Annotated in this window: 15 protein-coding genes; 8 read left to right on the top strand and 7 right to left on the bottom strand. The window is 65.9% G+C overall.

The genetic code is table 11. The annotated features are described in order from the left end of the window. Position 1 precedes the first annotated feature (1 nt). The 7 genes from U873_RS0124710 to tagH form a co-directional block, all read right to left on the bottom strand. On the bottom strand, positions 2-736 hold the full coding sequence (locus U873_RS0124710) for a PP2C family serine/threonine-protein phosphatase (RefSeq protein ID WP_025130800.1): 735 nt from the start codon (positions 734-736) through the stop codon (positions 2-4). Further along, positions 737-1,390 (bottom strand): type VI secretion system-associated protein TagF, encoded by a 654-nt coding sequence (tagF, locus tag U873_RS0124705; protein WP_025130799.1) that lies wholly within the window; start codon positions 1,388-1,390, stop codon positions 737-739. It lies immediately after the preceding gene. Next, a complete protein-coding gene (gene tssM / locus U873_RS0124700; protein ID WP_025130798.1) occupies positions 1,387-4,893 on the bottom strand; it encodes a type VI secretion system membrane subunit TssM in 3,507 nt (1,168 codons plus the stop codon). Before tssM ends, tagF begins: the two co-directional genes overlap by 4 nt. Next, a complete protein-coding gene (locus U873_RS0124695; protein ID WP_025130797.1) occupies positions 4,890-6,218 on the bottom strand; it encodes a DotU family type VI secretion system protein in 1,329 nt (442 codons plus the stop codon). Before U873_RS0124695 ends, tssM begins: the two co-directional genes overlap by 4 nt. A gap of 6 nt (positions 6,219-6,224) precedes the next feature. Next, positions 6,225-7,559 carry a type VI secretion system baseplate subunit TssK gene (gene tssK / locus U873_RS0124690; RefSeq protein ID WP_025130796.1) on the bottom strand — a complete coding sequence of 445 codons (1,335 nt, stop codon included), beginning with the start codon at positions 7,557-7,559 and terminating at the stop codon, positions 6,225-6,227. Between the two features lie 15 nt (positions 7,560-7,574). Then, positions 7,575-8,081: a type VI secretion system lipoprotein TssJ gene (tssJ, locus tag U873_RS0124685; protein ID WP_025130795.1), complete on the bottom strand. Its 507-nt coding sequence runs from the start codon at positions 8,079-8,081 to the stop codon at positions 7,575-7,577. Positions 8,082-8,143: 62 nt separating this feature from the next. Next, on the bottom strand, positions 8,144-9,673 hold the full coding sequence (tagH, locus tag U873_RS0124680; RefSeq protein ID WP_025130794.1) for a type VI secretion system-associated FHA domain protein TagH: 1,530 nt from the start codon (positions 9,671-9,673) through the stop codon (positions 8,144-8,146). Between the two features lie 393 nt (positions 9,674-10,066). Here tagH and tssA point away from each other — a divergent pair, with 393 nt between their 5' ends. The 8 genes from tssA (at position 10,067) to tssH (ending at position 20,002) form a co-directional block, all read left to right on the top strand. After that, the gene (tssA, locus tag U873_RS0124675; protein WP_025130793.1) at positions 10,067-11,086 is read left to right on the top strand and encodes a type VI secretion system protein TssA; all 1,020 of its coding nucleotides are present in this window, start codon (positions 10,067-10,069) and stop codon (positions 11,084-11,086) included. Positions 11,087-11,167: 81 nt separating this feature from the next. Beyond that, a complete protein-coding gene (tssB, locus tag U873_RS0124670; protein ID WP_025130792.1) occupies positions 11,168-11,683 on the top strand; it encodes a type VI secretion system contractile sheath small subunit in 516 nt (171 codons plus the stop codon). Positions 11,684-11,698: 15 nt separating this feature from the next. Next, positions 11,699-13,192 (top strand): type VI secretion system contractile sheath large subunit, encoded by a 1,494-nt coding sequence (gene tssC, locus U873_RS0124665; RefSeq protein ID WP_025130791.1) that lies wholly within the window; start codon positions 11,699-11,701, stop codon positions 13,190-13,192. A gap of 133 nt (positions 13,193-13,325) precedes the next feature. Continuing rightward, on the top strand, positions 13,326-13,814 hold the full coding sequence (locus U873_RS0124660; protein ID WP_011064257.1) for a type VI secretion system tube protein Hcp: 489 nt from the start codon (positions 13,326-13,328) through the stop codon (positions 13,812-13,814). 132 nt (positions 13,815-13,946) lie between these two features. Beyond that, a complete protein-coding gene (gene tssE / locus U873_RS0124655; protein ID WP_025130790.1) occupies positions 13,947-14,462 on the top strand; it encodes a type VI secretion system baseplate subunit TssE in 516 nt (171 codons plus the stop codon). Then, positions 14,459-16,318 (top strand): type VI secretion system baseplate subunit TssF, encoded by a 1,860-nt coding sequence (gene tssF, locus U873_RS0124650; RefSeq protein ID WP_025130789.1) that lies wholly within the window; start codon positions 14,459-14,461, stop codon positions 16,316-16,318. The genes tssE and tssF overlap by 4 nt, the downstream gene beginning before the upstream one ends. Beyond that, a complete protein-coding gene (gene tssG, locus U873_RS0124645; RefSeq protein WP_025130788.1) occupies positions 16,282-17,334 on the top strand; it encodes a type VI secretion system baseplate subunit TssG in 1,053 nt (350 codons plus the stop codon). Before tssF ends, tssG begins: the two co-directional genes overlap by 37 nt. Next, positions 17,327-20,002 (top strand): type VI secretion system ATPase TssH, encoded by a 2,676-nt coding sequence (gene tssH / locus U873_RS0124640; RefSeq protein WP_025130787.1) that lies wholly within the window; start codon positions 17,327-17,329, stop codon positions 20,000-20,002. Before tssG ends, tssH begins: the two co-directional genes overlap by 8 nt. The last annotated feature ends 15 nt before the right edge of the window (positions 20,003-20,017 follow it).

Below are 20,017 nucleotides of genomic sequence, written 5' to 3'. Positions count from 1 at the left end.
GTCAGTGTCCTGCGGCCTTGATCACGATGGCAGTGATGTTGTCCGGAGCGCCCCGGGTCAGCCCCAGGTGGATCAGGCTGCGCACCACATCATTGGGCTCGCTGTGACTGAGCACGTCACGCAGTTCAAAGTCCTCGGCGGTCTTGTTCAGGCCGTCGCTGCACAGCAGGAAGGTGTCGCCGTCCTGCACCTGCAGGTCGACCTGGGACAGCTCCAGCTGCGCCTCGACGCCAATGGCCCGGGTGACGATATTGGCCCGCGGGTGCACCCGCGCCTCGGCCTCGCTGAGCAGGCCGCTGTCCTGCAGGTCCTGGACGTAGCTGTGGTCCCGGGAAAGGCTTTCCAGTTGCTCGTCGCGCAGCCGGTACAGGCGGCTGTCGCCAGCCCACAGGCACACCGCGCGGTCACCGCGGATCGCCAGCAGGACCACGGTGCTGCCCATCATGGTCACCCCACGGTTGGCGGTTTCCTCACGGACCGCAGCGTTGACGGCGGCCAGGCTGTTGCGCAGCGCGGCGACGTATTCGTCCAGGCTGTCGGCCGCCGGCACCTGGCGCAGGCTGTCGACGATCAGGCTGCTGACATAGTCCCCCGCAGCGTGCCCGCCCATGCCGTCGGCCACCAGCCACAGACCGCTTTCCGGTGCTTCGAGCCAGGCATCTTCGTTGATTTTCCGCACCATGCCGACGTGGCTGTAGCTGGCGGACTGGTAGGACAGCTGTGGCGCTGAACGCATTTAGACGGCACCTTCTTGTGCGAGCAGAAACTGCGCAAATTCACTGGCCGGCGGCAGCCCCTGGCAACGCAGCAACATCGGGCTGATGTACTGCGATCCCCGGCCCCACCAGACACTCGATCCCTCACAGGCCTGGGCCGCCAATACCGCGCCGCGGGCCTGTGGATCACTGACGTAGAAGCGCTGCAGGCCGGCATAGCGGCTGCCTTCGGCGCGGGGCGCCGGGCTCGGTTCACCCAATGCCTGCAAGCCCGCTTCCAGGGCTTCGAAGCTGGCGTCCTCGTCAAGGGTCGCCAGCAACAGTTCCTCTACCTGTTCGAACCACCGGTCCGGACCGTTCACCAGGGACCCCAGATCATCGTCATGCTCCAGCAGCGCCGCCACGGTCAGGGGGAAATAGCGCCCGACCCGGTCGATGCTCGGCATCACCACCCCCACCGCCGCCTGGGGCCCGCAGACTCCGGGGGCCAGGGCGAAACGCCACAGCGGGCTGACCAGGTAGGCATTCAGCCATTCGCCACCCAGGGCGGTCTGGCTGGCCAGCAGGCCAGCCGCCAGCCAGCTGTCCCAGGGGCCGATAAAACTCTGTGGCAGGCCGCGACTGACGAAATCGCCACGGCTGGCCAACTTGCCGTACAAGCCCATCACCGTCATAGCCGCTCCGGCAGGCTGAAGCCGCTGAGCACCCGGCTCTTGAATGGATTGAAGGCACTGCTGGCGCGCAACTCGTAGGAGATGCTCGCGCCATCCACCCGCAACCGCAGGTTGAAGCGATCCGGCGAATTGGTGGCGGTCAGGTCCGACTGCTCCAGCAGGCGGAACCAGGCCCAGGGTCCGTCCAGGGTGATCCCCGAGCGCCCGGTGGCCGACGGCGGCATGATCGACAGGCGCACCACGCCGATGCTCCCCGGGTTCGGCCACTGCATGGCCACCGGCCGGCTCGGGCCGTGGTCGTAGCTCAGTTGCTGGCCGTCCAGGTCGAGGAGGAACTGGCTGATGCTGGCGTCCATCGCCACCGGCTTGAGCTCGAAGCGCACGGCCGGCTGGGTCCCGCCACTGGAGCGGAAGAAGGCATCGCGAATGTTCGAAGCGCGCTGGAAAGTCTGCAGCACCCCAGGGGAAATCCCCAGTTTCTGCGCGGCGCCCGGCTGCCAGCTCCAGGTCGGGGTCGAGGTGTTGACGTAGGGCTGCAGGTACTTGCGGAAGTAGTTGTCCATCACCCCGCCGGTGCCGAAGAACTGGCCGAAGTCCTCCAGGGTCGCGTCCCGGGAACTGCCTGGCGACATCGGGTAGCGGCCACTCAGGGACTGGCGGTAGACATTCACCACTTCACTGACCCAGGCCGCGTTCAGTTGATTGCGCACCCCGCCCATCATGGTGTTGGTGGTGGAGCCGACCACCGACTTGACCAGGCCCTGGACCACCGCCGGTTGCCGCTCGGCGGTCAGGCTGACCCGCGCCGCAGCGGCGCTGGCCTGGTTCTTGGCCTCGCCCAGCAAGGCATCGCCACTGGCCCCGACCATGGCGCTGACCTGCACGTACAGGGCGTTCATGTCCGCCAGCAGGCCGTCGATGGCCGCCGGTTCGCCCTCGTTCTTGCTCACCAGGCTGTTGAGGTCGGCAAAGTGTTCGCTGACCGGGTCGTCCGCAGCCTGTACGGCACTCGGATTGGCCGCCTGCTCCTGGCCCAACAGGGACCCCAGGCGTTGCTTGAGCTGATCGACACCGCCCTCGACCTTCTGGCCCTGGGCCGCCAGCAACCGGTCTTCCTGTTGCAGGTCGGTTTCCTTGGCCACCGCCACCAGCAGCTTCTTCAGCGGCGAACTGGGCCCGGAGATGATCCGCAGCACATCCGCGGCCTGGGCCACGCTGGTGATGGGCACGAAGTCGATGTCGGCCAGCAGCGCGTCCCACTGGCGCAGATAGTCCTGGAAGTACAGGCGACGCACATCGGCGGCCAGGCTCACGACATTCTGCTGGTCGGCGCGATCGCGGCCCAGCACCCACTGCTCTTCGGCCAGGGTCCCGGCCTGGTCGAGGCTGGCCAGGAGGAAGCCCTGGCGATAGCCCTTGGCGGTGAACAGCCCGCTCAGGGGCTCGCTCAATGGCTTGCCGCTCTTGCGGGTGAACACCAGCGCCGCGTCGCGGCCACCGGCCTCGCTCAGGCGGAAGTCCGGCACCCCGGCCGGCAGCTTGGCGCGCTTGACCCGGTCATAGACCCGCTGGGCCACCGGCAATTGCTGCAACTGGCGACGCAGGTCGTCGATCAGGCGCTGGTCCAGGCGTGCGTTGGGCGGGTGTTTTTCAAACAGTGCCTGCAGGTGGCCGGTCAGGGCCTGGCGCTGTTCGGGCGCCAGGTCGCGGGACAGGCTCTGCTCCCAGTCCAGGGCGATCCAGGCCTTGATGAAGTCCGGGTCGTAATGCTCGCTGTCAGCCAGCATCAGGTAGGCCTTGAGGCCCTCGTAGAGGAAATCCGAACTGCCGCCACTGTGCAGTTGCTCCTCGATGCGAGTCATCAGGCGCGGGGCGAACACCGCCACCAGCAGCTTGCGATAGACGCTGGCCGACTCGGCTTCAAGCATGTCGCCCTGGTACAGGCCCAGGCCTTCGGCCCAGCCGGGCGCATCACCGGCCAGGTGGCGAGTGGCATTGAGCAGCGGCAGCACCGCCAGCACATCGCGCTGGGCCGGGCTGAGGTTCTGCACGCCCTGGCGCACCGGCACCACGCGCTGGTCGACCTGGGCGATGTAGGCCTGGTTGGCCCGATAGCTGATGATCCACAGGGTGCTGACCACCAGCACCAGGGCCACGGTGGCCGCCAGGGCGCCCCGGGCGATCCACTTGCGCCGCCGCTCGACCTTGGGGTTGACCCCCACCAGCCCGCGCTCGGCAAAGGCCACGGCGCTGAACAGTTTTTCGATGAAGTAGCTGCGGCCGGTGCCGGTCTGGCGCGCCAGGTGCTGGCGATCCAGGTTCATGCTCTGGGCCATGGCGCCGATCAGGCGGTCGATCGGGCTGCCTTCCTGGGTGCCGCTGGTGAAATACACTCCGCGTAGCAATACCCGCTCTTCGAAGGCGTTGGGCTTGAACACCCCTTCGAGGAAGCTCTGCAGGGATTCCTTGAGCGCCGCGAACTGCTGCGGGAAGCCGTAGATCAGGTCGCGCCGCGCCGGGTCGCGTTCCTGTTGCAGGCGTTCCACCAGCCGTTCGTTGAGCCGCTGCTCCAGGGCCGCCAGCTCTTCGGGCAGATGGGCCAGCGGGCTGTCGCTGCTCTTGCCGTCGTCCAGGGCGAAGGTCATGCCCCAGACCTGGGAACGCTCTTCCTTGCTCAGGGAGTCGAAGAACTCCATGAAGCCCGGCACCAGGTCGAGCTTGGTGAGCATCAGGTAGATCGGGAATCGCACCCCGAGCTGGGTATACAGCTCCTGGATCCGCAGACGGATCGCTGCCGCGTGGGCCGCCCGTTCCGTCTCGCTGCTCAGCAGCAGGTCGGAGAGGCTGATGGCCACGAAGGCACCGTCGATGGGGCGGCGCGAGCGCTGGGTTTTCAGCAGGTCGAGAAAGCCCAGCCAGGCCGCCTTGTCCACGGCCGCGTGGCTGTCCTGGGTGGTGTAGCGCCCGGCGGTATCGAGCAGCACCGCCTGATCGGTGAACCACCAGTCGCAGTTGCGGGTCCCGCCGACGCCGCGCACGGCACCGGCGCCCAGCTGCGCCGCAAGGGGAAAATGCAGGCCGGAATTGACCAGCGCGGTGGTCTTGCCGGAGCCCGGCGGACCAATGATCACGTACCACGGCAACTCATACAGGTTGCGCCTTTCGTCACCACCGAGCTTGGCTTTCTTGAGCAGCACCAGAGCTTCGTCCATGCGCTGGCGCAGGGCCGCCAGTTCCTCGGCGGTGGCCACGCTGTCCGGGTCCGGCGGGGTGTCGGCGGCCAGGCTCTGCAGAACCTTGGCCGCGTGCCGGCGGGCCTGGATGATGCGAAACACCCGGTAGCCGATCCACACCGCAAAGATCAGGATGATCAGCGCCCAACGCCGGCCTTCCGGAACCAGGAACTCCAGCAGCGGGCCAATGAACCAGATGATCAGGCTCAGGGCGATCAGCCCCAGCAGCGGGATCACCCAGCGAATCACAAAACTGAAAAACGCCTTCACTCGACCCCCTCCGCCAATACGCTGATTTCTACCCGACGATTGCGCGCCCGCCCTTCGGCGGTGGCATTGGTTGCCAATGGCTCGGTGTCACTGCGGCCTTCGGCACTGAAGCGCTCCGGTTGCCCAGTCTTCGCCGCGAGGATCTGCAGCACCGACTCGGCCCGGGCCTGGGACAGCTTCCAGTTGGATGGGAAGCGCAAGGTGGCGATCGGTCGATTGTCGCTGTGACCGGTGATGCGCACCTGGCCCTTGACCTTGCGCACCGCGTCGGCGATGCGCAGCATCAGCGGCTGGTAATCGTCGAGGATGCTGGCGCTGGCCGAGGCGAACAGTTCGTCGCCGCGGATGGTCACCACCGAACGGTCGACGGCGTCTTCCACCGCCACCCGCCCGGCCCGGATGTCGTCGGCGAGGAAACCCGCCAGGCGCGGCCGTTCCACCACCTTGGGCTGGATCGCCGGGCGGTCCAGGGTCTGCACCGGGATCTCGCCCAGGGCGTGGATGTTCTTGAACACCGGCTCGGCGTCTGCCGCCAGCTTCAGGCGCAGGCCGAACAGCAGGGCCAGGAGCAGCGCCACGCCAATGGCGATGCCGACCCAGGGCGGCATGAACTGGGCCAGGCGATCGCGGGCCACGGTGACCCCGCGCCAATGGGGCGAAAGCTCGCGCTCGTGTTCGCCACGGGCGCTGCGGATGGTCGCAGCCGTACGCTCGCGCAAGGCTTCAAGTTGGCTGCGGCCGTCGATCATCACCCGGTAGCGGCCTTCAAAACCCAGGCACATGCACAGGTACAGGAGCTCCAGCAGGTACAGGCGCTCCCGCGGGCTCTGCAGGCAGTGCTCCAGCAGCTGGAAGACCTTCTCCCCACCCCAGGCTTCGTTGTGCACGGTGATCAGCAGGCTCTGCTTGCCCCAGTCGCTGGTGCTGCCCCAGGGGGTGCTCAGCACCGCCTCGTCGAGGGCGGTGCACAGCGCGTAGCGGGCCAGCAGCACGTCGTTGCGTGGAACACCGGCGGCCTCGGCGCGCTCCTCGAACTGCCGCAGGTAGGCCAGCAGTTGCGCCCGCAGGCTGGCCGGCGCCGGGTGCGCCAGCGTGCTGCGCAAGCGGGTGAGCAGTGCCAGCAACGGGCCGGCCGCGCTTTCCAGCGGGTTCAGCCCATGGCCCTGGCCGCTGGGCAGCGGGGCCGCCGGCATTGCCAGGGACGGCGCCGGCGCTGCAGGAGCCGGACGCCCGGGCTCGGGCGCCCGGCCACCAGGGCGCGGCATGAATTGGGTGCGGTCATTGGCGGGGGACGGCTGCCCTGCCGAATCGTCGAAAGGATGCATCGCGACTTATCCTCGAATGGCCCAGAAGGCCAGATTCAACCCCGGGAACTCGCCCGCGACGTGGAACGCGAAGCCTCCGGAATGAGCCAGTTGTTTCCAGTGCTCGCTGCCACGGTCGAGCTCGTAGTAGGTCGAGCCGGCGTGGTACGGCAGTTGCCGTGGCGCCACCGGCAGCGGCAGCAGGCCAATGCCCGGCAATTGCAGGTTGACCAGGTCGCGGATGTGCTCCACCGAGCCCACCTTGCTCTGCTGGGCAAAGCGTCCGCGCAGGGTTTCTCCGGGCACGTCGGCGCGCACCACCAGGATGAAGCTGGCGTTCTCCAGCAGGGTACGGTCCGCCAGCATCGCCACGTGTACGCCGTAGGCCTTCTCGACGATGGGAATCGGCGTCGCCTTACTGTCGATCAGCATCGACAGCGCCTCACGCAGGGCCTGCATCACCGGGGCGAAGCTCAGGGCCAGTTCGTCGTGCTGGTACTGCGGGTATTGCGCCGGACGCCGGGTGCTGTTGGAGAAGGTCGAGAACTCGCCGGCCAGGCTCACCAGCTCGCTGTACAAGCGCTCCGGGTGCAGCGGGCTGAGCTGGTTCAGATGGCCCACCAGGGGCTGCGCCCGGTTCACCAGTTGCAGCAGCATGAAATCGGCGATCTCCGAAGCACCGCCAGCCCCCGAAGCCACCACCCGCCCGGCCAGGGCTTCGCCACGCTGGTGCAGCAGCCCCAGCAGCTCGCTGCGAAAGGCGCTCAGCGGCTTGGACGCAGCCACATCCAGCACCGGCGGGATATAGCTGTCGTCCAGTACCAGGGCCCGATCGGCGCGCTTTTCCTTGACCCGCACCACGCCGATGGCCGCGTAGTCATTCAGGCCGTCCGCCGCGGTGAGCAGGCGCAGGGCGCGGGAGCCGACCGCTACCGGGGCACGGTTTTCAAAAGGGGCATTGTCATCACGCACCTCACGCACCTGGCTCAGGTAGCGCGCCCCACCCAGTTCCTCGCCTTCGTCCACGGTGTCGCGGGCGCCGGCACGCTTGAGGGGCAGCGCCAGGTACACCAGGCCGTCGCGCAGGTTGTCGTCGATGCTCAGAGGGCTCGGCGCCAGGTCGTCATGGGGAATGTTGAACGGCGTACCGTCGGGCAGCAGGCCACGGGCGCTGACGATGGCCAGCTTGCCCTGGGCCAGCAGGCCCTGATCGATACGCAGCTCGGAGAACCCCCAGGCCCCGGCCGACAACGGGCGGCTGCGAGCGTCGATGAGGTTTTCCAGATAACGGTCATGCTGCTGGAAGTGCTGGGTTCCAATGAACATGCCTTCCGACCAGACCACGCGATTGTTCCAGGACATGGTTGCTCCGATTGCCTATTGGGCAGGGCTGGATGGGGATTCCACGAGTTCGGCGCTGACCGAGCGAACATCGAGGACGATCTGCGATCGGTTGAGCTTGTGCGGCACGGCGTAGACCCCGACCCGCCACAGCGCCTGGTCGACCTCGCGATAGCCCACCAGCAGGCCGAGGGTGCGAGTCGCCGGATCGAGGGTGCGCTTGAGGGTGAAGCGATCGCCAGGCCGCACCAGGACTTCATCCTGGTCGATCAGGTCCGGGCCCAGGGTCGCCTGCGCCCGCTCGGCCAGGGCGAAGTAGTCCGAACGCATGAAGGTCGCCGGGTTCTTCAGCTCGAAGAGCCGTACTCGCACTGGCGTAGCCTGACCGTCAGGTCCCGGGTTGAGCCCGGTCACGGCGAGAAAATCCAGCTCCACCGTGGTGGCTCCAGGCCCTTCCCTGGCGGCCTCGGCAGCGGGCGGTGCGTCCTTGGCACACGCCGCCAGTACCAGCATGGCGACCAATGTCAGCAATCGTTGAATCATCCTGCGTCCTCAATGACGTATTAGCTGTCCGTGTATCCGTGTGTCGGGGGTTCCAGGCGCGCTCAGGAACGGCGCAGCCGGTGGGTGTGCTCTTCATAGGCGCGACTGAACTCGCGGCCGAAGAGGTCCTGGAAATCATCCTGGGCCTCTTGGGAAATCTGCTTGTAGAGCGCGGTGAACTGCTGCCAGTTTTGTGCCTGGCGCGAACCACTGAACAGGTTCCCCAGGCCGCCGGGCTTGCTCATGCGGGCTTCCAGCTCGCCCGGTTCGAAGCGCCCCAGCAAATGCTTGATCGCGGCTTCCACACCGGCCATGACCGCCAACTGGTGGGCTCGCAAGTCATCGAAACTGTCCTGCACCGCCTGGTCCGGGGCCATGAACGCCTGATTGCTGTGGCGCAGCAGCAGGAGCATGGCTTCGTCGACGTTGGGGGCGAACTTCAGCGGATTGTTCTCCACCGGGCGGATCATCGTCTGCTGCATGCGGAACTCGCCCTTGAGACTGCTGCGGGCACGCAGGACGTCGATCAGGCCTTCGACCATCAGCCGGTAGCTGCGGCCCAGGCTCTCCATCTGGGCCTGGGCCTGCTGCGGGTCGATCCGCAGTTGGTCCAGCCCGGCCCCCCGAAGAAAGGCTTGCAGCAGATCAGGCTGGGCCGCCGTGGCTGGCGCAGCCACGGCAGCGACCGCAGCGGGAGCCGCGGGAGCCGCAGCCGGAGCCACTGGAGCCACTGGAGCCACTGGAGCGGAGGCGACCACGGCGACAGGAACCTCTGCAACCGCTACCGGTTCGGGCTGGGGCTGGGGTTGCGGTTGCGGTTGCAACATTTCGGCCGGGAACTGGGCCACCTCGGCCAGCGGCAGCGCAGCGCGAGGTGCGACAGGCGGCGCCTCGGGAAACGGCGCGGAACGGGGTGGCGTGTCGCCAAACAGGTCCCAGTCTTCCGGGATCACCGAGGCGGCAGGTGCCGCCAGCGGTTGCGGCGCAGGCTGGGGTACAGGCTGCGGCACCGCCGTCGGCGCCGGGGGACGGAAATCGTGCTGCTCGGCCGGCACGTGGTCTGGCTGGGTGGCCGGCGGGGTCGCGCTCGGTGCAAGAAAGTCGAACAGGTCGGGAAAAGTGTCCTGGGCCGAAGCCCCCTGAAAATGCGCCACGGGCGCCAGGGAGATCGGTTCGATCGGGGTCGGCGGCGCCGATTGACGCCCCATCAGCGCCTCGAAACTGTTGGCGCTGTCCCCGGAAAAGGCTTCAGCCTGCGCACGACTCAGATTGAAATCGATGCGCGCACTGATTTCATAATCGCCGATGCGAATAACCTCGCCATCTTCCAGCAGCTCGCTGTTACCCCGGCGCATGCGAATGCCGGCACGGACCAACTCCACACCATTAGTGCTGTTATCGGTCAAATAATAACGACCATCCCGGTATTGGATGACGCAATGACGAGCGGAAACTAAGCGCTCGGGATCAGGAAGTACCCAGTCATTATCGGAACTGCGGCCAATTGCCATCACTCCCTGATCCATTAGTTTCTCAGGGCACTGGCCGGGGGTAATCTTGTGATAACTAGTGATAGTCAGACACAGCGACATCGCGCCTCCTTGCTGTACTTCGCGTGCGAACCGGCGTCAGGAAAAAAGTTCCGCGTTCAACCGATAAATTCGCAAATAATCCTTTCAACGGCGCTGTTCACAGCATAATCGCTTAATTTAAACGATAAAAATGACAATCGCCTTGCGCCCCGCCTCAAGTCTGACTTCTCGGTCAGAGAGCTAACAAGACGACATTACACTGTCATGCGGGACGAATAGCTTACCTTGACAAGGCATAACTACTACACCAAAAATGCACAACTTCTTGAACACGGATGATGGCTTACTAATATCAGTGAGTCCATATAAACCAAGAAATGTGCGCGGGTTCACAAATCAACTAGCGCATTAATTGCCTGACTGTCCTGCAGGCCGATAGGGAGATCGAATCAGGTGGATGTACCGATGTTGCTCGCCGCCATTTCAGCAACTTCACCTTGTGGTGAAGACTTGGAGTATGACGCGGATTTCTTGCACTTGGAGCGGGCCGCACAAGGTCAGCCCGAGCGCAGCATGGGCGACTCGATCCTGCCGGCCGAGCCGCCGGACTGGCGCAGCATCCAGCAACTGAGCCTGGACTTGCTGGCCCGCAGCAAAGACCTGCGCATCACCCATTTCCTCCTGCAAAGCACCCTGGCCCTCGAAGGCCTGCCGGGCCTGGCCACCAGCCTCGAACTGATCGACGGCCTGCTCCGCGATTACTGGGCGGACCTGCATCCGCGCCTGGACGCCGACGACGACAACGACCCCACGGTGCGCATCAACGCCCTGGCCGGCCTGGTCTCCGACACCACCATCGGCCTGCTGCGCGAAGCCATCCTGACCCGTTCCCGAACCTTCGGCCCGGTCAGCCTGCGCGCGGCCCTGAACGCCGCCGGGCTGCAACACTTTTCCGGCGAGAGCCTGGGTTCCGACCACCTCGCCGGCGCCCTGCAAGACAGCGATCCCCAGCACCTGGAAGCCATTCGCACCGCCTTGAGCACCGCCCGCTCGGCAGCCGAATCCATCGAGAAACAGGTCAGCGAACAAGTGGGCTCGGCCAGCGGCGTCGACCTTGCGGCCCTCAAGCAGCCACTGCGCCTGGCGCTGCAGGTACTGGGCCAAGGCGCCTCCCAGGGGGCCGACATCCCCGCCGACGAGCACCACGAGACGCCGCCAGACGAAGCCCCAGGCACCCCTATGGCCCCGGCTGCGGTGCGGGTGTCCGGCGAGATCAACAGTCGCGACGACGTGCTGCGCAGCCTCGACCGGCTACTGGCCTACTACAGCCGGCACGAGCCTTCGAGCCCGCTGCCGGTATTGCTCAACCGGGCCAAGAACCTGGTCAACGCCGACTTCGCGGCCATCGTGCGCAACCTGATTCCCGACGGCATGTCCCAATTTGAAAACCTGCGCGGCCCCGAATCCGACTAACCCGGGACAGGCCGAACAGTATCGTCAGCGGCAACCACCGACCGACGCCAACATCGTCGCAGCAGCGACCAGGAGCACAACGTGGCGAAGCAAAGTTCTCAAAAGTTCATCGCGCGCAACCGCGCGCCCCGGGTGCAGATCGAGTACGACGTCGAACTCTACGGCGCCGAGAAAAAGGTCCAGCTGCCCTTCGTCATGGGCGTGATGGCCGATCTTGCCGGCAAGCCCGCCGAGCCCCTGGCGGCCGTGGCTGATCGCAAGTTCCTGGAAATCGACGTCGACAACTTCGACTCGCGCCTCAAGGCCATGCAGCCGCGAGTGGCCTTCCACGTGCCCAACGAACTGACCGGCGAAGGCAACCTGAGCCTGGACATCACCTTCGAAAGCATGGACGACTTCAGCCCGGCAGCCGTGGCGCGCAAGGTCGACTCGCTGAACCAGTTGCTGGAAGCCCGTACCCAGCTGGCCAACCTGCTGACCTACATGGACGGCAAGACCGGTGCTGAAGAAATCATCATGAAAGCCATCAAGGATCCGGCGTTGCTCCAGGCCCTGGCGAGTGCGCCAAAGCCTGTGGACTCCGAGCCCAACGCTTAATCAGGACCAACGATCATGACCGAATCGATGCGTGACAATCAGGCGCAACCCGCCGCCACCGAGCAGGCCAACGAGTTCGCCTCGCTGCTGCTGCAAGAATTCAAGCCCAAGACCGAGCGTGCCCGCGAAGCCGTGGAAACCGCGGTGCGTACCCTGGCCGAGCAGGCCCTGGCGCAGACCGACCTGGTGTCCAACGATGCGATCAAGTCGATCGAATCGATCATTGCCGCCATCGACGCCAAGCTCACCGCCCAGGTCAACCAGGTGATCCATCACCCGGAATTCCAGAAGCTGGAAAGCGCCTGGCGCGGCTTGCACTACCTGGTCAACAACACCGAGACCGACGAGCAGCTGAAGATCCGCGTACTGAACATCTCCAAGCCGGAGTTGCACAAGACCTTGAAGAAGTTCAAGGGCACGGCCTGGGACCAGAGCCCGATGTTCAAGAAGATGTACGAAGAGGAATACGGCCAGTTCGGCGGCGAGCCTTACGGCTGCCTGGTGGGCGACTACTACTTCGACCAGTCGCCACCGGATGTCGAGCTGCTGGGCGAGCTGTCGAAAGTCTGCGCCGCCATGCACTCCCCGTTCATCGCCGCGGCCTCGCCGACCGTGATGGGCATGGGCTCGTGGCAGGAGCTGTCCAACCCCCGCGACCTGACCAAGATCTTCACCACCCCGGAATACGCCGGCTGGCGCTCCCTGCGTGAATCGGAAGACTCGCGCTACATCGGCCTGACCATGCCGCGCTTCCTCGCGCGCCTGCCCTATGGCGCCAAGACCGACCCGGTGGAAGCCTTCGCCTTCGAAGAGAACACCGACGGCGCCGACAGCTCCAAGTACACCTGGGCCAACGCCGCCTACGCCATGGCGGTGAACATCAACCGCTCGTTCAAGCATTTCGGCTGGTGCTCGCGGATCCGCGGCGTGGAGTCCGGTGGCGAGGTGGAAAACCTCCCGGCCCACACCTTCCCCACCGACGACGGTGGCGTGGACATGAAGTGCCCGACCGAGATCGCCATCTCCGACCGCCGCGAAGCGGAACTGGCGAAGAACGGCTTCATGCCGCTGCTGCACAAGAAGAACACCGACTTCGCCGCCTTCATCGGTGCCCAGTCGCTGCAGAAGCCGGCCGAATACGACGACCCGGACGCCACCGCCAACGCCAACCTGGCCGCGCGCCTGCCGTACCTGTTCGCCACCTGCCGCTTCGCTCACTACTTGAAGTGCATCGTGCGCGACAAGATCGGCTCCTTCAAAGAGAAGGACGAAATGCAGCGCTGGCTGCAGGACTGGATCCTCAACTACGTCGACGGTGACCCGGCGCACTCCACCGAAACCACCAAGGCCCAGCACCCGCTGGCCGCGGCGGAGGTGGTGGTCGAGGAAGTCGAAGGCAACCCTGGCTACTACAACTCCAAGTTCTTCCTGCGTCCGCACTACCAGCTCGAAGGGCTGACCGTGTCGCTGCGGCTGGTCTCGAAGTTGCCGTCCGCCAAGGGCGTCTAACCCGCGTGGGAGCCGGCTTGCCGGCGATGCACTCAAGGGCGCCTGGCGCCATCGTTGACGACCATCGCCGGCAAGCCGGCTCCTACAGGTTCATATACGAAACATCGTGGCAAGGGCCACACAGGGAGAAAACATGGCTGTTGATATTTTCATCAAGATCGGTGACATCAAGGGCGAGTCCATGGACAAAGCCCACAAGGACGAAATCGACGTACTGAACTGGAGCTGGGGCATGTCCCAGTCCGGCAACATGCACGTTGGTGGTGGCGGCGGCGCGGGCAAGGTGAACATCCAGGACCTGTCGCTGACCAAGTACGTCGACAAGGCCTCGCCGAACCTGATGATGCATTGCTCCAGCGGCAAGCACATCGACAAGGTGCGCCTGACCGTGCGCAAGGCCGGCGGCGAAAGCCAGGTCGAGTACATGATCATCGACCTGGAAGAAGTACTGATCACCTCCCTGAGCACCGGCGGCTCGGGCAGCGATGATCGCCTGACCGAAAACATCACCCTGAACTTCGCTCAGGTGATGGTCGAGTACCAGCCGCAGAAAGCCGACGGCACCAAGGACGGCGGCCCGATCAAGTACGGCTGGAACATCCGCTCGAACACCAAGCGCTAATCCGCTGCGGTCGCGCCACAGACGGCACTCGCCGCCTGTGGCAGCGGCTACAGGTCTGAGCGTTGTCGAGTCTGTGGCAATGCCCCTTTTCCTGACGTCATGCCTGCGCAATCCGATCCTGGAGCGAACCCTTTGGTAACCGACATCGCCGCCCGCGATCGCTTGCAACCCTCTTTACTGGATCGTCTGACCGACGATGAACCCGGCAACCTGAAAGAAAGCCCGGACAAGCGCGTGCTCTCTCTGAGCCAGCTCAAGGCTTCAGTGCTGCGCGACCTGGCCTGGCTGCTGAACACCACGTCCTTGCTGGAAGCCGACGCCACCCTGCACACCCCCGCCGGCACCTCGGTGGTCAACTACGGCCTGCCGGCCCTGGCCGGGTACAGCGCCTCGAGCATCGATATCCCGGCCCTGGAAGCGCTGATCCACCAGGCCATCGCCACCTTCGAACCCCGAATCCTGCGCAGCAGCCTGCGGGTGCGTGCCCGCACCGCCCCCGGCGAAATGAACCACAACGCCCTGAGTTTCGAGATCGAGGGCGATCTGTGGGCCCAGCCGATGCCCCTGCGCCTGCTGCTGCAAACCGACATGGACCTGGAATCGGGCCATGTGCGAGTGGTCCATGCCGACTCCCGGAGGCGCTCATGAACCCGCGCCTCTTGGAGCTGTACAACCAGGAACTGCACCACGTGCGCGAGAGCGCCGCGGAGTTCGCCAAGGAATACCCGAAGATCGCCAGCCGCCTGACCCTGTCGGGCATGGATTGCGCCGACCCCTATGTCGAGCGCCTGCTGGAAGGCTTTGCCTACCTCACCGCGCGGGTGCAGCTCAAGCTCGACGCCGAGTACCCGACCTTCACCCATAACCTGCTGGAGATCGCCTACCCGCACTACCTGGCGCCGACCCCATCGATGACCGTGGTGCAGCTGCAGGCCGATCCCGACGAAGGCTCCCTGAGCAGCGGCTTCACTCTGGAGCGCGGCACCAGCCTGCGCGCCGCCCTGAGCCGCGACACCCAGACCTGCTGCGAGTACCGCACCGCCCACGCGGTGACGTTGTGGCCGCTGCAGGTCAGCCAGGCCGACTACTTCGGCAACCCGGCGGCCGTGCTCGGGCGCCTGGCCGCCAGCGAACCCAAGGCCAAGGCCGGGTTGCGCCTGACCTTGCGCACCGGCGCCGAGCTGCCATTCAACAGCCTGGCCCTGGATGAGTTGCCGCTGTACCTCAATGGCAACGACGAACAGCCGTTCCGCCTCTACGAGCAACTGCTGGGCAATGCCTGCGCGATCTTTGCCCGGGCCCCGGGCGGCGACTGGGTCGAACGCCTGCCCCTGGACGCCCTGCGCTCCCGGGGTTTCGACGATCGCGATGCGGCCCTGCCGGTGGTGCCCCAGGCTTTCCAGGGCTACCGCCTGCTGCAGGAATACTTCGCCCTGCCCAACCGTTTCCTGTTCGTCGAGTTCACCCAGCTGAGCCGTGCGGTACAGCGTTGCGCCGACCAGGAGCTGGAGCTGATCGTGCTCTTCGAGCGCTTCGAGCAGAGCCTGGAAAGCAGTGTCGCTGCGTCCCAGTTCGTGCCCTTTTGCACCCCGGCGATCAACCTGTTTCCCAAGCGCCTGGATCGCATCCACCTGTCCGACCGGGTCAACGAACACCATGTGATCGCCGACCGCACCCGGCCGATGGATTTCGAGGTGCATTCGCTGACCGCCATCAGCGGCCATGGCACCGGCCCCGAGCAACCGTTCCTGCCGTTCTACGCGGTACGCGATCCGTCGCGCTACGGCCGCGACCAGGCCTACCACATCGTCCGCCGCGAGCCACGGGTGCTGTCCAGCGACCAGCGGCGCAACGGTCCGCGCTCCACCTACATCGGCAGCGAATCCTTCGTCAGCCTGGTGGACAGCCAGCAGGCGCCCTATCGCCACGACCTGCGCCAGCTCGGGGTCAGCGCCCTGTGCACCAACCGCGACCTGCCGCTGTTCATGAACGTGGGCAACGGCAAGACCGACTTCACCCTGGCCGACAGCGCCCCGGTGCAGGCCATTCGCTGCCTGGCCGGCCCGAGCCGGCCGCGCCCCAGCCATGCCCACGACGGCAAGGCCTGGCGGCTGATCAGCCAGCTGTCGCTGAACTACCTGTCCCTGAGCGAACAGGGCCAGGGCGCGGCGGCCCTGCGCGAGCTGCTGCGGCTGTACGGCGACAGCAACGACGCGGCCCTGCAGCTGCAGATCGAAGGCCTGCGCGAAGTCAGCAGCAAGGCGGTGACCCGGCGCCTGCCAATGCCCGGGCCGATCGTCTTCGGCCGTGGCCTGGAGATCACCCTGGAATTCGATGAAAACGCGTTTCGCGGCACCGGGGTGTTCCTGCTCGGCGCCGTGTTCGAGCGCTTCCTGGCACGCTACGTGTCGATCAACAGTTTTACCGAGACGGTGATCCGTACCACCGAACGCGGCGAGATCATGCGATGGAAAGCCAAGCCCGGACGTCGTCCGACTCTTTGAATACGCTGGCGGCGATGCACGCCGAGCCCTGGGAGTACGACTTCTTCCAGGCCCTGCGGCGTATCGAATGCCTGTCGCCGCAACTGCCGCGCTTCGGGCACTCCCTGCGCCTGGCGGACGATCCCTTGCGCCTGGGGCAACAGGCCGACTGCACCTTCGCCCCCGCCACCCTGGCCTCGGTCACCCCCGGCAACGAGGGCGCCAGCACCCGCCTGGAGCAGTTCTTCTTCGGCCTCGGCGGGCCCAACGGACCGCTGCCGCTGCACCTCACCGAATACGTGCGCGAGCGCCAGCGCAACAACGCCGACAGCACCAGCAAGCGCTTTCTCGATGTCTTCCACCACCGCCTGCTGAGCCTGTTCTACCGGGCCTGGGCCGAGGCCCGGCCGACCGTCAGCCATGACCGCCCGGACGACGACTACTGGTCGGCGCGGCTGGCGGCCCTGAGTGGCCGAGGCATGCCCAGCCTGCTCAAGCAGGGGCTGATAGCCGACACCGCCAAGCTGCATTACAGCGGCCACCTCGCGGCCCAGACCCGCTACCCCGACGGCCTGCGGGCGATCATCAGCGAGTATTTCGGCCTGCCGGTAGCGATCGAGGAGTACGTCGGCCAGTGGCTGGAACTGCCGGAGCGCAGCCGGGTCGGGGTCCAGGCACACCAACTGGGGGTGGATTTCTGCCTGGGCAGCCACGTCTGGGACCGCCAGCACAAATTCCGCATCTGCCTGGGTCCGCTCAAGCTCGACGACTACCTGGGCATGCTGCCCGACGGTCAGCAGTTCAAGGAGCTGGTGGCCTGGGTCGCCGAATACCTGGGGCACGAACTGGACTGGGACCTGAACCTGGTCCTGCTCAAGGACGAAGTGCCCAGGCTGCAACTCAACGGCCGCCAGCGCCTGGGCTTCAACACCTGGCTCGGCCAACCCGGCAGTGATGCCAAGGATCTAATACTGGCCCGGCACTACGCCGATCAGGCCACTACCTCACGTACACCAAGGAGCACAGAGCATGGGTGAAATCAGTCGCGCGGCACTGTTCGGCAAGCTCAACAGCGTTGCCTACAAAGCCATCGAGGCCGCCACGGTCTTCTGCAAACTGCGGGGCAATCCCTATGTGGAACTGGCCCACTGGTTTCACCAGTTGCTGCAGCTGCAGGACTCTGACCTGCACCGCATCATCCGCCAGTTCAACCTGGAGCCGGCGCGCCTGGCCAAGGACCTGACCGAGGCCCTGGACCGCCTGCCCCGGGGCTCGACCTCGATCACCGACCTGTCGTCCCACGTCGAGGAAGCGGTGGAGCGCGGCTGGGTCTACGGCAGCCTGATGTTCGGCGAAAGCCAGGTGCGCACCGGCTACCTGGTGATCGGCCTCCTCAAGACCCCGAGCCTGCGCCACGCGCTGCTGGGCCTGTCCCGGGAGTTCGACAAGATCAAGGTCGAGGCCCTGAGCGAGCGCTTTGACGAATACGTCGGCGACTCGCCGGAAAACGCCCTGAGCGCCAGCGACGGCTTCAATGCCGGCGCAGTGCCCGGCGAAGCCAGCGGCGCCATGGCCCCCAGCGCCCTGGGCAAGCAGGAAGCCCTCAAGCGCTTCACCGTCGACCTCACCGAGCAGGCCCGCAGCGGCAAGCTCGACCCGATCGTCGGCCGCGACGAAGAGATCCGCCAGCTGGTCGACATCCTCATGCGCCGCCGGCAGAACAACCCGATCCTCACCGGTGAGGCCGGGGTGGGCAAGACCGCGGTGGTGGAAGGCTTCGCCCTGCGCATCGTCGCCGGCGACGTGCCGCCGGCGCTCAAGGACGTCGAACTGCGCAGCCTGGATGTCGGCCTGCTGCAGGCCGGCGCCAGCATGAAGGGCGAGTTCGAACAGCGCCTGCGCCAGGTCATCGAGGACGTCCAGGCTTCGCCCAAGCCGATCATCCTGTTCATCGACGAAGCCCACACCCTGGTGGGGGCCGGTGGCGCCGCCGGCACCGGCGACGCGGCCAACCTGCTCAAGCCGGCCCTGGCCCGTGGCACCCTGCGCACCGTGGCCGCCACCACCTGGGCCGAGTACAAGAAGCACATCGAGAAGGACCCAGCGCTGACCCGGCGCTTCCAGGTGGTGCAAGTGGCCGAGCCGTCGGAAGACAAGGCCCTGTTGATGATGCGCGGCGTGGCCTCGACCATGGAGCAGCACCACCAGGTGCAGATCCTCGACGAAGCCCTGGAAGCCTCGGTCAAGCTGTCCCACCGCTACATCCCGGCGCGCCAGTTGCCGGACAAGTCGGTGAGCCTGCTGGACACCGCCTGCGCCCGGGTCGCCATCAGCCTGCACGCAGTGCCGGCCGAAGTGGATGACAGCCGCCGACGCATCGAGGCCCTGGAAACCGAGCTGCAGATCATCGCCCGGGAACTGGCGATCGGCGTGGCCATCGGCAACCGCCAGGTCAACAGCGAGAACCTGCTGGCCGCCGAGCGCGAGCGCCTGGCCGAACTGGAAGACCGCTGGGCCCAGGAGAAGACCCTGGTGGACGAGCTGCTGGCCACCCGCGCCCAACTGCGCGAGCAGGTCGGCGTGGTGGACAGTGATGCCGGCGACGCCAGCCACGGCCTGCGGGAGAAACTGGTGGACCTGCAACAGCGCCTGAGCGCCCTGCAGGGTGAAAACCCGCTGATCCTGCCGACCGTGGACTACCAGGCGGTGGCCTCGGTGGTCGCCGACTGGACTGGCATCCCCGTGGGCCGCATGGCCCGCAACGAACTGGAAACAGTGCTCAACCTCGACCAGCACCTGAAGAAGCGCATCATCGGCCAGGACCACGCCCTGCAGATGATCGCCAAGCGCATCCAGACCTCCCGCGCCGGCCTCGACAACCCGAACAAGCCGATCGGCGTGTTCATGCTGGCGGGCACCTCCGGAGTGGGCAAGACCGAAACCGCCCTGGCCCTGGCCGAAGCCATGTATGGCGGTGAGCAGAACGTCATCACCATCAACATGAGCGAGTTCCAGGAAGCCCACACCGTGTCCACCCTCAAGGGCGCCCCGCCGGGCTACGTGGGTTATGGCGAAGGCGGCGTGCTCACCGAAGCGGTACGGCGCAAGCCCTACAGCGTGGTGCTGCTGGACGAGGTGGAAAAAGCCCACCCGGACGTGCACGAGATCTTCTTCCAGGTGTTCGACAAGGGCGTCATGGAAGACGGCGAAGGCCGTACGATCGACTTCAAGAACACCCTGATCCTGCTCACCACCAACGCCGGCACCGAGCTGATCGCCAACGTCTGCAAGAACCCCCAGGACGTGCCCGAGCCGGAAGAGATCGCCAAGGCCCTGCGCCAGCCATTGCTGGAGATCTTCCCACCGGCGCTGCTGGGGCGCCTGGTGACCATCCCTTACTACCCGCTGAGCGACGACATGCTCAAGGCCATTACCCGCCTGCAACTGGGGCGGATCAAGAAGCGCGTGGAAAGCACCCACAAGGTGGGTTTCGATTTCGATGACCAGGTAATCGACCTGATCGTGTCCCGTTGCACCGAGACCGAAAGCGGCGGCCGCATGATCGACACCATCCTCACCAACAGCCTGCTGCCGGACATGAGCCGCGAGTTCCTGACCCGCATGCTCGAAGGCCGTGCCCTGGCCGGGGTACGCATCAGCCAGCGCGACAATGAACTGCACTACGACTTCAGCGAGCCGACCTGACCCCGCGCCTCTGCA

The organism is Pseudomonas sp. PH1b, from assembly GCF_000633395.1.
In the GTDB taxonomy this organism is placed as follows: Bacteria; Pseudomonadota; Gammaproteobacteria; order Pseudomonadales; family Pseudomonadaceae; genus Aquipseudomonas.
Note: the sequence above shows the minus strand (reverse complement) of the source record. Positions and strands in the feature narration are given on the sequence as shown.

Coding starts and splice junctions, on each gene's coding strand:
- tagF (WP_025130799.1), bottom strand. CDS start 1,390: ATGACGGTGATGGGCTTGTACGGCAAGTTGGCCAGCCGTGGCGATTTC.
- U873_RS0124660 (WP_011064257.1), top strand. CDS start 13,326: ATGGCTGTTGATATTTTCATCAAGATCGGTGACATCAAGGGCGAGTCC.
- tssH (WP_025130787.1), top strand. CDS start 17,327: ATGGGTGAAATCAGTCGCGCGGCACTGTTCGGCAAGCTCAACAGCGTT.
- tssJ (WP_025130795.1), bottom strand. CDS start 8,081: ATGATTCAACGATTGCTGACATTGGTCGCCATGCTGGTACTGGCGGCG.
- tssF (WP_025130789.1), top strand. CDS start 14,459: ATGAACCCGCGCCTCTTGGAGCTGTACAACCAGGAACTGCACCACGTG.
- tssK (WP_025130796.1), bottom strand. CDS start 7,559: ATGTCCTGGAACAATCGCGTGGTCTGGTCGGAAGGCATGTTCATTGGA.
- U873_RS0124710 (WP_025130800.1), bottom strand. CDS start 736: ATGCGTTCAGCGCCACAGCTGTCCTACCAGTCCGCCAGCTACAGCCAC.
- tssG (WP_025130788.1), top strand. CDS start 16,282: ATGGAAAGCCAAGCCCGGACGTCGTCCGACTCTTTGAATACGCTGGCG.
- tssC (WP_025130791.1), top strand. CDS start 11,699: ATGACCGAATCGATGCGTGACAATCAGGCGCAACCCGCCGCCACCGAG.
- U873_RS0124695 (WP_025130797.1), bottom strand. CDS start 6,218: ATGCATCCTTTCGACGATTCGGCAGGGCAGCCGTCCCCCGCCAATGAC.
- tagH (WP_025130794.1), bottom strand. CDS start 9,673: ATGTCGCTGTGTCTGACTATCACTAGTTATCACAAGATTACCCCCGGC.